This is a genomic window from Streptomyces sp. NPDC002619 (assembly GCF_042889305.1).
In the GTDB taxonomy this organism is placed as follows: Bacteria; Actinomycetota; Actinomycetes; order Streptomycetales; family Streptomycetaceae; genus Streptomyces.
In genome coordinates, this window is the sequence record NZ_JBIAQV010000014.1 from 17,847 (window position 1) to 32,052 (window position 14,206).

The window sequence follows — 14,206 nt, forward strand, 5'->3', positions numbered from 1 at the left end:
AGATCGTTCCAAAACACTAAGGCGCTCTTCAGAACGCTGGCAATGCTTTTGGAACGCTCAAATCGAAGCCGAAGGGTTCTTCCAGACCCTTCTGCCGGAGACTGTCGGAGATCCCATGCCCCGCACCCCGCGTTCCCCGGCCTCCCATGGCCCGGTGACCCTCGCCATGGTCGCCAGTCGGGCCGGCGTCTCCCCGCAGACCGTGTCCAACGCGCTCAACTCCCCCGACCTGCTGCGCCCGGAGACCCTGGAACGGGTTCGCCGCGCCGTCGACGAGATGGGGTACCGCCCGAGCCGGGCCGCCCAGTCGCTGCGCACCCGCTCCAGCAAGCTGATCGGTTACGGCATCCAGCCCACTCCGGCCGGCACGGCGGCCCCGGTCATGGACCGCTTCCTGCACGCCCTGTCCCAGGCCGCCGACGAGGCGGGCTACCGGATCCTGCTGTTCGCCAGCCCGCCGGGCGAACCGGCGCTGGAGGGGTACGAGGAGTTGCTCGGCCGGCACGAGGTGGACGGCTTCGTGCTCAGCGGCACCGCACGCCACGATCCCCGCCAGGCGTGGCTCGCCAAGAAGGGCGTGCCGTTCGTGGGCTTCGGGCGGATGTGGTCGGGGCGGCAGATCGGCGACTGGGTCGACGTCGACGGCGCCTCGGGCACGGACGCCGCGGTGGAGCAGCTGGTCGCCCTCGGGCACAGCCGGATCGCGTTCCTCGGCTGGCCGCGCGGCTCCGGCGTCGGCGACGACCGTGCCGAGGGCTGGCAACGGGCCATGCGGCGGCACGGGCTGCCCACCCGTGGGCGGCGCGCGCAGAGCGTGGACGACGTCGACGCCGCGGGCGCCGCCGTCAAACCGCTGCTGGACGCGGGGGTCACGGCGGTGGTCGCGGCCAGCGACGTGCTCGCGCTGGGCTGCTACCACGCGCTGCGTGAACGCGGCGCCGCACCGGGCCGGGACGTCGCCGTGATCGGCTTCGACGACTCCCCCACCGCCTCGATCCTCTCGCCCGCCCTGTCCACGATCGCCCAGCCCCTCGAAGCCGTCGGTCGCGAATGCTTACGGCTGCTGCTGGCCCGCATGACCGACGCCACCGCCCCACCGGAGCGCGTCCTGCTGGAGCCCTCCCTCGTCGTCCGCGACAGCACGCCCGGTACGGACGCCGGGCCGAAGACGCCGACCATGCCGGATGCCCACTAGGCACGGAACGCTGCACCTCAACCCGCCTCACCGAACAGGGAGTTCCGCAACCCGCCCGCCCAAACCCCTGCTCCATCCCCACCCCGGACCCGCGGCCCTCCGTGTGGCCCGGGCGGAGCCGCACGTCCCCCCCCGAGTCCCAGGAGGAAAGCATGACCACCCGCACGGCCACCGCCGCCCTCGTCACCTGTGCGGCACTGCTGGCCGCCACCGGCTGCTCGTCGAGTTTCGGCGACAGCGAGAAGACGAAACAGGACACCGGCGCCAAGCAGCACCTGACCGTGCTCATCGCCACGTCGGGAGACGCCGAGACCAAGGCCGTCAAGGACGCGGCGGCCGCGTACCAGAAGGAGTCCGGCAACACGGTGACCGTGGACGTCGCCAAGGACATGAACCAGCAACTGGCCCAGGCTTTCGCCGGGCACAAGCCGCCGGACGTCTTCTACGTCAACTCCGACCAGTTCGCCAACTACGCGAAGGCGGGCTCGCTGTACGCGTACGGCGCCGGGATCAAGGACGCCGGCGACTTCTCCGCGCAGCTGCGCGCCTCCTTCACCTACGACGGCAAACTGGTCTGTCTGCCGAAGGACACCTCCACACTGGCGCTCGCGATCAACACCGACCTGTGGCGCAAGGCCGGACTGACGGACCAGGACTACCCCACCACCTGGGCCGAGTTGAAGCGGGTCGCGGGCAAGCTCACCGGCGGCGGAGTCACCGGGCTGGTGACCACCAACGAGTACCAGCGGCTCGGCGCGTTCATGAAGCAGGCGGGCGGCTGGGTCACCGACGCCCAGCAGACGAAGATGACCGCCGACAGCGCGGAGAACGCTCGAGGCCTGGACTTCGTACGGTCCCTACTGGCGTCCGGAGACCTCAAGTACGCCCAGCAGGTCGACACCAGTTGGGGCGGCGAGGCCCTCGGCAAGGGCAAGGCGGCCATGACGATCGAGGGCAACTGGCTGACCGGGGCCATGAAACTCGACTACCCGGACGTCAAGTACAAGGTGGTGGAACTCCCGGCCGGACCGGCCGGCAAGGGCACCCTCGCCTTCAGCAACTGCTGGGGCGTGGCGGCCGAGAGCGCGCACCGGACGGCGGCCGCGGATCTGGTGAAGTATCTCAGTTCGGCCCCGCAGCAGCTGAAGTTCGCCGACGCCTTCGGGGTCATGCCGTCGCGCACCAGCGCCCTCGCCACGTACGCCCAGCAGGAACCGGAAGCCAAGGCGTGGGTCGACTCCGCCGCCTATGCGCAGGGTCCGGTGACGATAGCCGGGTTCGACAAGGTGCTCGGCCAGTTCAACACCGATCTGCAGGCGCTGAGGACCACCGACCCGAAGACGATCCTGGCCGCGCTCCAGCGCAACGGCACGCAGGCGCTGGCGAAGGGCGACTGAGCCGCCATGTCCTCCCGTACCACCCGCTTCGCGCGCCACGCCCCGGGCGGCTCCGTGCCGCGGGCCGCGGCGAGCCCGACGCCGACCGGTTCGCCGGGCGCACCTGACGCGCCCGGCGGGTCCGGTCCCACCGCGGCGCCCCGCGCCTCCCGTGCCCCGCGCGCGGGGCGCCGTCGCGGGGAGGGCGCATGGGGCTGGCTGTTCGTCAGCCCCATGGTGCTCGTCCTCGGTCTGTTCCTGGTCCTGCCGATCCTGATGGCCCTGTGGGTGAGCCTGCTGCACTGGGACGGCCAGTCCAACCCCTTCAGCGGGCAGGCCAGGTTCGTCGGCCTGGACAACTACCGCTCGCTGCTGACCGAGGACGGCCTGGACCGCACGCTGTTCGTGACCTCACTGCGCAACAACGCGTACTACGTGCTGCTGACCGTGCCGCTGCAGACCGGCCTGGCGCTGGTCCTCGCGCTCGTCGTCAACCAGCGGCTGCTGCGCGCCCGTGGCGCCCTGCGGACGGCGTTCTTCTTCCCGTCGGTCACCAGCTCGATCGCGGTGTCCACCGTGTTCCTGTTCCTCTTCCAGGGCAGCGGGGCCGTCAACTCACTGCTGTCGTGGATCGGGGTGAAGGGCCCGAACTGGTTCGCCGACCCACGCGGGGTGCTCTCCCTGCTGCTCAGCGCTCTCGGTGTGGTCGACCCGGACCACCCCTCGGGCCCGCTGGCCGACCACTCCTTCCTGGGCCTGTCCTGGTTCCAGTGGCTGTCGGGGCCGTCCGTGGCCATGTGCACGATCATCCTGCTCGCCGTGTGGACGACCTCCGGCACATTCATGCTGATCTTCCTCGCCGCGCTTCAGGACATCCCGCGCGAGCTGGAGGAGTCGGCCGCGCTGGAGGGCGCGGGCCGCTTCCAGATGCTGCGGCACATCACCCTGCCCCAGCTGCGGCCGGTGCTGTTCCTCGTGCTCACCCTGGGTCTGATCTCGACCTGGCAGGTGTTCGACCAGGTGTATGTGATGGGGCAGGGCGCGCCGGGCAACACGACGCTGACGCCGGCCTTCCTGTCGTACTCGTCGGCCTTCGACGACGCCGACTTCGGGCAGGGCGCGGCCATCGCCTTCATCCTGCTCGCTGTGATCCTGTGTCTGACCGCGCTGCAGCGCTGGGCACTGCGGGAGCGCGACGCCCGTCCCAGGAGGGCGCGATGACCTCGACCGTCCGATCCGTACGGGCGCAGGGGCGTCCGGTGCTGGGCCGCTTCCCGCTGCCGCTGCGGATCCTCGGGTACGCGCTGGTGATCGGGCTCGGCCTGCTGTACGTGCTGCCGTTCGCCCTCCAGTTGGTGACCGGCTTCAAGACCGAACCCGACGCGGCGGCGCACCCCCTCACCCTGCTGCCGCTCACACCCACGACCGCCGCCTATCAACGGCTGTTCGGGCTGAGCCGGGCCGACGACGGCGTGCCGTTCCTGCGCTGGCTGGGCAACTCCGCGTTCGTCGCCGTGCTGGTCACGGCCGGGCGCGTCCTGTTCGACTCGATGGCGGGGTACGCGCTGGCCCGGCTGCGCTTTCCCGGCCGCTCGCTGCTGTTCGCCTTCGTTCTCGCGGTCATGGCGGTACCCGGGGTGGCGCTGCTGATCCCGAAGTTCCTGGTCCTGAACACCTTCGGGCTGTTCGACACCTACACCGGCATGATCCTTCCGCTGATGGTGGACGCGGCCGGCGTCTTCATCATGAAGCAGTTCTTCGAGTCGGTCCCCCGCGAGGTCGAGGAAGCCGCGCGGGTGGACGGCGCCGGTGTCTTCCGCACCTTCTGGTCCGTGGTGCTGCCGATGGCCCGGCCCGCCCTCATCACCCTGACGATCCTGTCGTTCCAGGGTTCGTGGAACGAGTTCACGCACTTCCTGGTGGCCACCCAGTCGAGCCAGTACGAGACCCTCACCACGGGTCTCGCCAGGTTCGTCTCCGGCGGCCTGGGCGGCGGCACCCAGTATCCGCTCAAGCTCACCGCCGCCCTGCTGTCGACGCTGCCGGTGGCCGCGCTGTTCTTCTGCTTCCAGCGTCACTTCGTGAGCGGGGCCAACGCGGGAGCGGTCAAGGAGTGAGCGCGGGTGGTGCGGCCCGCCGCCCGTCAGGGAATGCGGGCCACGCCGGCGTAGATACCGCTGCCCTCGGGCGCGGGCGGCGGCGTGGTCCTGAACCACTCCGGCGCGGTCACGACACCCGGATCCACGAGGTCGAGGCCGTCGAAGAAGCGGACGACCTCCGGGCGGGTGCGGAAACCGAGGCGGATGCCACCCCTGGCGTACTCGTCCGTCACCTGCTGCGCCAGCTCCGGGTAGAGGTCGGAGGCGGCGTGCGAGAGGACGAGGAAGCTGCCCGAGGGGAGGGCGCCGAGCAGGTTGCGCACGATGCCGTACGGGTTCTGGTCCTCGGGGATGAAGTGCATCAGCGCGATCAGGGACATCGCGATGGGTCGCTCGAAGTCGAGGACGCCCTGGGCGTGTTCGAGTATCTGCTCGGGGCTGCGCACATCGGCCTCGATGTAGTCGGTGGCCCCCTCGGGACGGCTGAACAGCAGCGCCGCCGCGTGGGCCAGCACGATCGGGTCGTTGTCCGTGTAGACGACCCGCGCGGTCGGCACGACGCGCTGGACGATCTGGTGCAGGTTGGGTTCGGTGGGGATTCCGGTGCCGATGTCGAGGAACTGGTCGATCCCCTGCGTCGCGAGCCAGGCGGCCGCACGGTGCATGAACTCACGGTTCTGCCGGGCCGCGTCACGGGCCTCGTCCGGCAGCTTCTCGCCCACCGCCTCGTCGACGGGGTAGTTGTCCTTGCCGCCAAGCAGCCAGTCGTAGACCCTCGCGGGATGCGCCTTGCTCGTGTCGATCTTCCGGGGACCGTGGGTACCGGACGTCATAGCGGGCTCCGTCATACGAGTTGACCGACCAGTGATCAATGAAGTCTCGCACACCATGTCGACTACGGGGACGGGTAGTTGATCACCGTTCGTGCGACGGCCGGGGCGGGAAGGTAACCCCCGTCGTGCGTGCCGCCCTCGCGGCCAGGTGATCCTGGGACCAGACTGGGGGCAAGCGCCGCCCGCGAGTGTCGTGGGCGGCACCGGTCTGTGGAGGGAACGCCAGGCATGGTGATCGAGCAGGACGAGCACTTCGACGTCGTGGTCCTCGGAGCCGGCCCCGGGGGCTACGTCGCCGCGATCCGCGCCGCCCAGTTGGGCAGGCGGGTGGCGGTCGTCGAGGAGAAGTACTGGGGCGGCGTCTGTCTCAACGTGGGCTGCATCCCGACCAAGGCCCTGTTGCGCAACGCCGAGTTGGCGCACATCTTCACGCGCGAGGCGAAGACCTTCGGCATCCGGGTCGACGGGCAGGTGTCCTTCGACTACGGCGAGGCGTTCCGGCGCAGCCGCCAGGTCGCCGACGGGCGGGTCAAGGGCGTCCACTTCCTGATGAAGAAGAACAAGATCACCGAGATCGACGGCCACGGCACGTTCCTCGATCCGCACACCCTGCAGGTCGCGGGTTACGACGGTTCCACCCGGACCATCGGCTTCACCGACTGCATCATCGCCACCGGCGCCACGCCCAAGCTACTGCCCGGCACCAAGCGCACCTCGCGCGTCGTGACGTACGAGGAGCAGATCCTCGCCGAGGACCTGCCGGAGTCGATCGTGATCGCGGGCGCCGGCGCCATCGGCATCGAGTTCGCCTACGTGCTGCACAACTACGGCGTGAAGGTGACCCTCGTCGAGTTCCTGGACCGTATCGCCCCGCTGGAGGACGCCGAGGTCTCCGCCGAGCTCGCCAAGCAGTACCGCAGGCTGGGCATCGAGGTGCTCACCTCCACCCGGGTCGACGGGATCGACGAGTCCGGGGCGCAGGTCCGCGTGACGGTCGCCGGGCCCGACGGCACCCAGCGGATCCTGGAGGCGGACAAGGTGCTCCAGGCGCTCGGCTTCGCCCCGAACGTCACCGGCTTCGGGCTGGACAACACCGGCGTGGCGCTCACCGAGCGCGGCGCGATCGACGTCGACGGCCGCTGCCGTACCTCCGTTCCGCATCTGTACGCCATCGGGGACGTCACCTCGAAGCTGATGCTCGCGCACGCCGCGGAGGCGATGGGTGTCGTCGCCGCGGAGACCATCGCGGGCGCGGAGACGATGGAGCTGGAGTACGTGATGATCCCGCGCGCCACGTACTGCCAGCCGCAGATCGCCAGCTTCGGCTACACGGAGGCGCAGGCCCGTGAACTCGGCTACGACGTCAAGGTGGCGAAGTTCCCCTTCACCGCGAACGGCAAGTCGCACGGCCTGGGCGACACCGTCGGCTTCGTGAAGCTGATCAGCGACAACAGGTACGGCGAGCTCATCGGCGGTCATCTCATCGGCCCCGACGTCACCGAGCTGCTGCCCGAACTGACCCTGGCCCAGCGCTGGGACCTGACCGTCCACGAGGTCGCCCGTAACGTCCACGCCCATCCGACGCTCGGTGAGGCGGTCAAGGAGGCGATCCACGGACTCGCCGACCACATGATCAACTTCTGACGGCGCGGATGTCACCCGGCCCGGGGCAGGAGTACCTCGAAGCTCGCTCCGCCGCCGGGGGACTCGCCGGCCGTGAGGGTCCCGCCGTGGTGGCGTACGACGTCGCGGGCGATGGCGAGGCCCAGGCCCGCGCCGCCGTCGTCGCGGCTGCGGGCCTCGTCGAGGCGGACGAAGCGCTCGAAGATCCGCTCCCGGTCGGCCGGTTCGACTCCGCGGCCGTCGTCGGCGACGGTGAGGACGACGTCGTCGCCGTCGCCGGTGAGCGTGACGGTGACGGTCGTGGCGGCGTGCCGCTGGGCGTTGTCGAGGAGGTTGCCGAGGACGCGCGAGAGTTGGTGTCTGCTTCCGCGGACCTCCGACGCCGCCTCGTCGGTCGTGACGTGGGGGGTGATGCGCTCGCCCGGGGCGCGCTCCGCCACCTCCTCCCGTACCAGCGCGGCGAGGTCGACGCGGTTGTCTGCGGGGTGTTCCCCGGCGTCCAGGCGGGCGAGCAGCAGCAGGTCGGTGGCCAGGTGCTGGAGGCGTACGACGTCGTGGAGCAGGTCGGTCGTGTCGAGCAACTCCGGGTGCTGATCGGCGACTTCGAGGTGGGTGCGCAGGGCGGCGATGGGGCTGCGCAGTTCGTGCGAGGCGTCGGCGACGAAGCGGTGCCGGCGTTCCACGGACTGCTGGAGGGCCGCGAGGGTCTCGTTGGTCGTGCGGGCGAGGCGCGCTATCTCGTCGCGGGAACGGGGCTCGGGCACTCGGCGGGCGAGGTCGCCACTGCCGGTGATCTCGGCCATCTCCGCGCGGATCCCCTCCACCGGCCGCAGCGCCCGCCGGGTGACCGCCCAGGTCACGCCGGCGACCACGACGAGCAGGAACGGCAGGCCGGTCAGCATCGCCCGGGTGACCTGGTCGAGCGTGGCCTGTTCGTCCGCCAGCGAGATGCCGGCGTAGACGGTGTAGGTGCGGCCGTCGTAGGTGGTGCCCTGGACGGCGGCGAAGCCGTAGTCGTGCGTCCGGCCGTGGAACGTGACGGTGAGGGTCCTGCGCTCGACCTCGGTGCCGACCTTGCCGCGCGGCGGGGTGCTGTAGTCGTCGTCATCGTCGCCGCCGCGTCCGCCGTGGCCGCCGTGGTCGTCGGACGCGGTGACGGTGGGGGTGGTGCTCTTGGCCGCGGGGGCGTAGTTCGTGAGGGCGGCGCGGCCGCGCAGGTCGTCGCCGGCGGCGAGGACCTTGCGCGAGGAGTCGACGACCTGGACAAGGGTCCCGTCGTCGTCCGGCAGGTCGAGGCGGTCGAAGTTCCCGTTCAGCGCGGACTGGGCGCCCGCCACGGTGCGGGCGGTGATCTCCGACTCCAGGCCCGCCCGGTCCGTGAGGTTGTGCCGCAGGACGGTGACGACGGCGATGCCCGCTGCGACCAGGGCGACGCACACGACCAGGGTGGCGGCCAGTGCCGCACGGGCCCGTACCGAGGTGAAGGGCCTAGGCATCCCGGCCGCCCCGTTCGAGGCGGTATCCCGCCCCGCGTACGGTCGTGATCGACCGCCGCCCGAAGGGCACGTCTATCTTCCGGCGCAGGGCGCTGACGTAGACCTCGACGATGTTGGGGTCGCCCTCGTAGGCGAAGTCCCACACCCCGGCGAGGATCTCGGCCTTGGAGACCACCTGGCCGGCGTGCCGGGCGAGGTGCTCCAGTACCGCGAACTCCCTTGCTGTCAGTACCACTTCGGTCCCGGCCCGGTCGACGCGCCGGGCGTCGGGATCGACGGTCAGGTCCCCGATCCGCAGCACCGGGGCGCCGGCCCGCGTGCGGCGGCGCAGCAGGGCGCGGATGCGGGCCTGCAGCACGACGTAGGAGAACGGCTTGGTGAGGTAGTCGTCGGCGCCGGTGTCGAGGCCCTCGGCCTCGTCGTACTCGCCGTCCTTCGCGGTCAGCATCAGGATCGGCGTGTCGTCGCCGGCGGCGCGCAGGCGGGCGCAGATCCGGTAGCCGTTCAGGCCGGGCAGCATGATGTCCAGGACGATCAGGTCGTAGTCCCGCTCCCGCGCCAGGTGGAGGCCGTCCACGCCGTCGTGGGCGACGTCGACGGCGAAGCCCTCGGCGGCCAGGCCGCGGGCGAGAGAGGTGGCGAGGCGCTTCTCGTCCTCCACGATCAGCAGACGCATGGTGACAGCGTCTCAGACCGCTCCTGAAGCGATCTTCAGGAAGTTTCAGCGTGGCTTCAGGATCGCTCTCGCATGGTGGGTCGCGTCAGGCCGACTCTTCGGCACCGTCCGCGGCCCGGCCGCGGAACGCGGGAAAGGACCAGCCCATCATGAAGTCCCTCAATCGTCCCCTGACCGGTCGTCACCGCACAGTGGCCGTCCTGCTCGCGGCCGTCGTCGTGCTCGCCGGCGCCGGTGCCGCCACCACCGCGGCGGTCGCCGACGACAATGGCCGTGACCGCGACCGCGTCCAGGACAGCGTCCTCGTCAGGAGCACCAAGGTCGACCTGAAGCAGGCCGCCGACACGGCCGCCAGGGCGGTCACCGGCACGGTCACGTCCGTCGAACTCGAGGGCCGGCGAGGCAACCCGGTCTGGGAGGCGGACGTCGTGGACGCCAAGGGTACGGAGCACGAGGTCAGGGTCGACGCGAGGACGGGCGCGGTCACCGCCGCCCAGCCCCACCACCAGGGCGGGCGCCACTCGGGTCGAGGCGGCGCGGACGACCGTCACCACGAGGACGACTGACGCTGCGTCAACCATGCCCGGGGCTGGGCCCGTTCGGGTACCGCCCGGGCACGGTCGGTCCGTCGTCGCTACTGCTCCTTCGGCGGTACGTAGAACCCCGTCGTGGCGGTGACCGCGGCCGCGACCACGTCTCCGGTCGCGCCCGAGGCCGCGTACGCCTCGCCCCACGCCTCGCTGCTGCGGGTCATGGCCGTGCGGGCCTCGTCGGTCGACTGCCATGCCTCCGCCTCGGCCGGGCTGATCGCGTTGCCCGCGAGGTACAGGCCGAGGCCGAGGGCCGTCAGGTCCCAGCCGACGCCGACGGCGCCGGGGCCGAACTGGTCCCAGAACTCCGGCGGTACGACCGCGACGTGTTCCAGCTCGAACACGGTCCGCTCGGCGCCCTCCGGGGTGAGCCGCACCTCGACCTCGCTGAAGCCGGGGCTGTCCCCCATCACCCAGCTGACCTTGAGCCGCTTCGGCGGCTCGCACTCCAGGATCTCGCCCCCGGCGTTGCCCTGCAGCTGGTAGTGGCCGCCCAGCTTCAGATCGCCGCTCACGGGCAGGAACCAGCGGTTGATCCGCTCGGGGTCCGTGCACGCGTCCCAGACGTCCTCGGCCGGGGCGTCGTAGGTGCGCCGCAGCAGGACGGTGTGGGCCTCGCCGTCGGCCACGGTCCGCCGGCCCACCCGGCGGTGGATCTCATTGATCCGGTCGACGATGTCGCTCATGAGTGATCTTCCTTGTCGCTCTCTCGGTGGCTCTCTCGTTTGCGGCGCTCGCGTCTGCCGCGCGCCAGCTCGGTGCCCAGCGCGTCCAGCCGTTGTTCCCAGAAGCCCCGGAACCGGTCGAGCCAGGCGTCGACCTCGCGCAGGGGCTCCGAGCCGACGGCGTACAGCCGCCGTGTGCCCTCGGCCCGTACGGACGCGAAGCCCGTTTCGCGCAGCACCCTGAGGTGCTGCGACACGGCGGGCTGGGAGATCCCGAACTCGGCCCTGATCACCGAGCTGATCTCGCCGGCGGCCTGCTCGCCCTCGGCCAGCAGCTCCAGTATCCGGCGCCGTACGGGATCGCCCAGCACATCGAATGCGTGCACGCGGCGAGAATGCCACCCACGACTTATATAAGTCAACACTTAATGAGTCGCGAGATCGACGACCGCCGACCCACTGACCGGCCGCATCGCAAACGCCACCTTCGGGGACTACTACGCTCTGCGCCGGTGGCCCGGCGTGCGCGGCATCGGCTTGTTCGTGCGGGTGCCGGCGGGCACCTGCGCGGGGTCCTGCTCGCCGAGGAAGAGATCGCCGTACAGGTCCTGGAGCCAGTTGGTCTGGTAGATGGTGTCGAGGTAGCGCTCGCCGAGGTCGGGAGCGATGGCCACGGCCGTGATCTCCTCGTCGTCGTGCTCGGTCAGCCAGCTCATCGCGCCGCTGACCACCGTGCCGGTGGAGCCGCCGAACAGGAAGCCGCGCCGGGCCAGGCGGTGGCAGGTGCGGATGGTGTCCGCCTCCTCGACGCGGATCACCTCGTCGACGTAGGACTCGTCGAGCAGGGGCGGGCGCATGCTCATGCCCAGGCCGGGGATCATCCGGCGGCCCGGCTCGCCGCCGAAGGCCACCGAGCCCACGCTGTCCACGGCGACGATCCGCACCGGTCGGTGCCACCGCCGAAAGTAGCGTGCGCAGCCCATCAGGGTTCCGGTGGTGCCCGCCCCGACGAACAGGACGTCGAGGCGCGGGAACTGGCGGGCGATCTCGGGCGCCGTACGGTAGTAGTGCGCCCGCCAGTTGCCCGGGTTGGTGTACTGGCCGAGCCACACGTACCGGTCGTCGGAGGCGCACAGGTCGCGGACGTAGTCGATGCGTGCGCCGAGGAAGCCGCCGTTGGCGTCCAGGTCGGCGATGATGTGCACGTCGCTGCCCAGCGCCTCCATCAGCAGCCGGGTCGACAGGTTGCAGCGGGAGTCCGTCACGCACAGGAACCGGTATCCCTTGCTAGCCGCGATGATGCTGAGCGCCACGCCCAGGTTCCCGGACGAGGACTCGACCAGGATCGAACTGGGCAGCAGGACCCCCTCGCGTTCGGCGGTCTCCACCATCTCCACCGCCGCCTTCAGCTTGATCGAGCCGGCGAAGTTGAAACCCTCGCACTTCAGATAGAGCGAGTGCCCGAAGATCGGTTCGAGATCGACGTAGAGCTGGCTCTCGTTGAAGGCGTGCGGAGCGGATATCACGGGCACGGTGGGCCTCCTGGTGCCATGACTGGGGGCACGGACGTCAGCCGTACCGGCGCAGATCGTGGAAGAAGTCGTCGATGAGGCGGAGCTGTCCCGCCCGGGCCACTTCGTCGTAGACGTACTTGGCGACGGCGAGGTCGAGCACGCCGAGTCCGAAGGGCGAGAAGATCACGGGCCGGTCGGCCGGTGGGGTCACCCGTCCCGCCATGACGTCGTCGAGGGTGCCGTCCAGGAAGCCGCGTCCCCCGGTGAGCTGTTCGGCCAGGTGGGGGGACGTGTCGGCCTTCAGGCAGTGCTCGACGTCGTCGACATAGTTGGCCGAGTCGAGCAGGATCTCGGGTGCGAGGTCGCGCAGCGACACATGCAGGACCAGCGGGTTGTGGTCGAACCAGGCCGGGTCGGTGACGTGGGGTTCGCCGGCGACGGTCGCGAAGACCACCAGGTCGCTCGAGCGGATCAGCGCCTCGGGGCTGTTGTGGACGCTCACCCGGCCGCCGGTGTCCGCCTGTCGCAGATAGCCGCGGAAGCCCTCGGTGCTGTCGGCGGACACGTCGTACACGCCGATCTCTTCGAACGTCCAGCCGGTGCGGGCCAGGAAGGTGTGGATGTAGCGGGCGATCAGCCCCGTGCCGAAGAAGCCGACGCGCGTGGGTCGGGTCCGGGTGCGGCTGAGCCGGTCGGCGGCCAGCGCGGCGGACGCGGCGGTCCTGGTGGCGCTGATGATCGAGCTCTCCAGGCAGGCGAACGGGTAGCCGGTGTCGTGGTCGTTGAGGATGAGGACCGCGGAGGCCCGGGGCAGACCTACGGTCACGTTGGCCGGGAAGCTGGAGATCCACTTCAGGCCGTCCACCCGGGTCTGTCCGCCGAGGGAGGCCGGCAGGGCGATGATCCGCGCCGTCGGACGGTCGGGGAAGCGCAGGAAGTACGACGGCGGGTTGACCGAGTCCCCCGCACCGTGCAGCCGGTAGGCGGCCTCGACCAGCTCGACGAGGTGTTTCTCTTGCCCTTGGAGTGCTTTCTGCACCTCGGCGCCGGAGATCACCGCGAAGGTCGGTGCCTGGGCTGCCGGGTGGGACGGGTCCCGCCGGCCGGCGGGAGACAGCAGGTTGGTCATCGTCGGCTCGCCTCCGGGGTCGGGCTGGAGTCGGCCAGGCGCCGGGGTTCGGCCATGCCGACCAGCACCTCGCGTTCTCCGGTGAAGGGTTCTCGGCTGTGCGCCGTGCGGATGTTGTCGACGAGCATCAGGTCGCCGGACTGCCAGGGTTCGCGTCGCGTGTGCTGCTCGTAGGTGGTGTTGAGGAGCTCGACGACATCCTCGCCGATCGGAGTGCCGTCGCCGAAGCGGGTGTTGAACGGCAGGCCGTCCGCGCCGTATTCGTCGACGAGGTACTCGCGCACCTCCGGGGCCAGCGTCCACTCGTTGAGGAAGGCGATCTGGTTGAACCAGCAGCGCCTGCCGGTGAGCGGGTGCCGCACCACGGCGCTGCGACGCTGACGCGTGCGCAGGGCGCCGTCGGGCTGCCACTCGAAGTCGATGGCATGGGCACGGCAGTACGACTCGACGGCGGCCCGGTCGTCCGTGCCGAAGGACTCGGCCAGCGACGCGCCGATCTCGTCGTTGTACGAGCGGGTCAGCAACCACCCGTCGTGCTCGAACCGCTCGGTCAGTGCGGCGGGCAGGGCCTGGAGCACCTGTTCCGCGTCGGCCACCGCCGTCGCTCCGCCCTGGCCGGGTGCGGTCAGGCACGCGAACAGCATCAGGCCGGGCACCTCCAGCGTGTAGCTCAGCTCGTGGTGCATGCACATCGGCTGGTTGGCCGGCCAGGTCGAGGAGGAGTACAGCCCGGGGCCGTACGGCTGCCGGGGGGCGAAGGCCTCGCGCTCCGTCATCAGTTCGCCGGCCAGCGCCGCGAAGACTGCGCCGGTCTGTCGGGCGTCACGCAGGTCCAGGCCGCGGACGAGCAGCGCGCCGTGCTCGCCGACCTGCGCGCGCAGTGCCTCGCGGTGGGCGGCCGCCCAGCCCGGCACGTCCGCGGGGTTCTCGACGTGCAGGATCGGCGGCCGGTCCGGCGGCAGTTCGACGTCGAGCGTTGATGCCAGCGGTGACGACATCTCGGTGTCCTT

General features: G+C 70.6%; 14 protein-coding genes. 6 read left to right on the top strand and 8 right to left on the bottom strand.

Annotation, left to right across the window (positions count from 1 at the left end; translation table 11 throughout):
• Window positions 1-115: 115 nt before the first annotated feature.
• From ACFYXB_RS22330 to ACFYXB_RS22345, 4 genes are all read left to right on the top strand, one after another.
• Complete coding sequence (locus ACFYXB_RS22330; RefSeq protein WP_389585027.1) at window positions 116-1,195, top strand: LacI family DNA-binding transcriptional regulator; 1,080 nt, start codon at window positions 116-118, stop codon at window positions 1,193-1,195.
• A 152-nt stretch (window positions 1,196-1,347) separates the two neighbouring features.
• Entirely contained in the window at window positions 1,348-2,592 is a 1,245-nt protein-coding gene (locus ACFYXB_RS22335; protein ID WP_351351647.1) for an extracellular solute-binding protein, read from the top strand.
• Between the two features lie 213 nt (window positions 2,593-2,805).
• Window positions 2,806-3,792, top strand: coding sequence for a carbohydrate ABC transporter permease (locus tag ACFYXB_RS22340; protein ID WP_389585312.1), 987 nt, complete (start codon window positions 2,806-2,808; stop codon window positions 3,790-3,792).
• Window positions 3,789-4,688: a carbohydrate ABC transporter permease gene (locus tag ACFYXB_RS22345; RefSeq protein ID WP_351351652.1), complete on the top strand. Its 900-nt coding sequence runs from the start codon at window positions 3,789-3,791 to the stop codon at window positions 4,686-4,688. The genes ACFYXB_RS22340 and ACFYXB_RS22345 overlap by 4 nt, the downstream gene beginning before the upstream one ends.
• A gap of 26 nt (window positions 4,689-4,714) precedes the next feature.
• Here ACFYXB_RS22345 and ACFYXB_RS22350 read toward each other — a convergent pair whose 3' ends face one another.
• A complete protein-coding gene (locus tag ACFYXB_RS22350; RefSeq protein WP_389585030.1) occupies window positions 4,715-5,503 on the bottom strand; it encodes an SAM-dependent methyltransferase in 789 nt (262 codons plus the stop codon).
• A 231-nt stretch (window positions 5,504-5,734) separates the two neighbouring features.
• On the opposite strand from ACFYXB_RS22350, the gene lpdA reads away from it, so the two are divergent.
• Complete coding sequence (gene lpdA, locus ACFYXB_RS22355) at window positions 5,735-7,147, top strand: dihydrolipoyl dehydrogenase (RefSeq protein ID WP_351351745.1); 1,413 nt, start codon at window positions 5,735-5,737, stop codon at window positions 7,145-7,147.
• Between the two features lie 11 nt (window positions 7,148-7,158).
• Here lpdA and ACFYXB_RS22360 read toward each other — a convergent pair whose 3' ends face one another.
• On the bottom strand, window positions 7,159-8,622 hold the full coding sequence (locus ACFYXB_RS22360) for an ATP-binding protein (protein WP_389585033.1): 1,464 nt from the start codon (window positions 8,620-8,622) through the stop codon (window positions 7,159-7,161).
• Window positions 8,615-9,298: a response regulator transcription factor gene (locus tag ACFYXB_RS22365; protein ID WP_389585036.1), complete on the bottom strand. Its 684-nt coding sequence runs from the start codon at window positions 9,296-9,298 to the stop codon at window positions 8,615-8,617. The genes ACFYXB_RS22360 and ACFYXB_RS22365 overlap by 8 nt, the downstream gene beginning before the upstream one ends.
• Window positions 9,299-9,447: 149 nt before the next feature.
• Between ACFYXB_RS22365 and ACFYXB_RS22370 the strand changes: the two genes are divergently transcribed.
• On the top strand, window positions 9,448-9,864 hold the full coding sequence (locus tag ACFYXB_RS22370) for a PepSY domain-containing protein (protein WP_351351661.1): 417 nt from the start codon (window positions 9,448-9,450) through the stop codon (window positions 9,862-9,864).
• 68 nt (window positions 9,865-9,932) lie between these two features.
• Here the strand turns inward: ACFYXB_RS22370 and ACFYXB_RS22375 are convergent, their stop codons facing one another.
• The 5 genes from ACFYXB_RS22375 to ACFYXB_RS22395 all read right to left on the bottom strand — a co-directional run bounded on the left by ACFYXB_RS22375 (window position 9,933) and on the right by ACFYXB_RS22395 (window position 14,194).
• Window positions 9,933-10,574, bottom strand: coding sequence for an SRPBCC family protein (locus tag ACFYXB_RS22375; protein WP_389585039.1), 642 nt, complete (start codon window positions 10,572-10,574; stop codon window positions 9,933-9,935).
• The gene (locus ACFYXB_RS22380) at window positions 10,571-10,939 is read right to left on the bottom strand and encodes an ArsR/SmtB family transcription factor (protein ID WP_389585042.1); all 369 of its coding nucleotides are present in this window, start codon (window positions 10,937-10,939) and stop codon (window positions 10,571-10,573) included. The genes ACFYXB_RS22375 and ACFYXB_RS22380 overlap by 4 nt, the downstream gene beginning before the upstream one ends.
• 111 nt (window positions 10,940-11,050) lie before the next feature.
• Complete coding sequence (gene sbnA / locus ACFYXB_RS22385; RefSeq protein ID WP_389585044.1) at window positions 11,051-12,085, bottom strand: 2,3-diaminopropionate biosynthesis protein SbnA; 1,035 nt, start codon at window positions 12,083-12,085, stop codon at window positions 11,051-11,053.
• Window positions 12,086-12,122: 37 nt separating this feature from the next.
• Window positions 12,123-13,196, bottom strand: coding sequence for a 2,3-diaminopropionate biosynthesis protein SbnB (sbnB, locus tag ACFYXB_RS22390; RefSeq protein ID WP_389585046.1), 1,074 nt, complete (start codon window positions 13,194-13,196; stop codon window positions 12,123-12,125).
• Entirely contained in the window at window positions 13,193-14,194 is a 1,002-nt protein-coding gene (locus tag ACFYXB_RS22395; RefSeq protein ID WP_389585048.1) for a TauD/TfdA family dioxygenase, read from the bottom strand. Before ACFYXB_RS22395 ends, sbnB begins: the two co-directional genes overlap by 4 nt.
• Window positions 14,195-14,206: the final 12 nt, after the last annotated feature.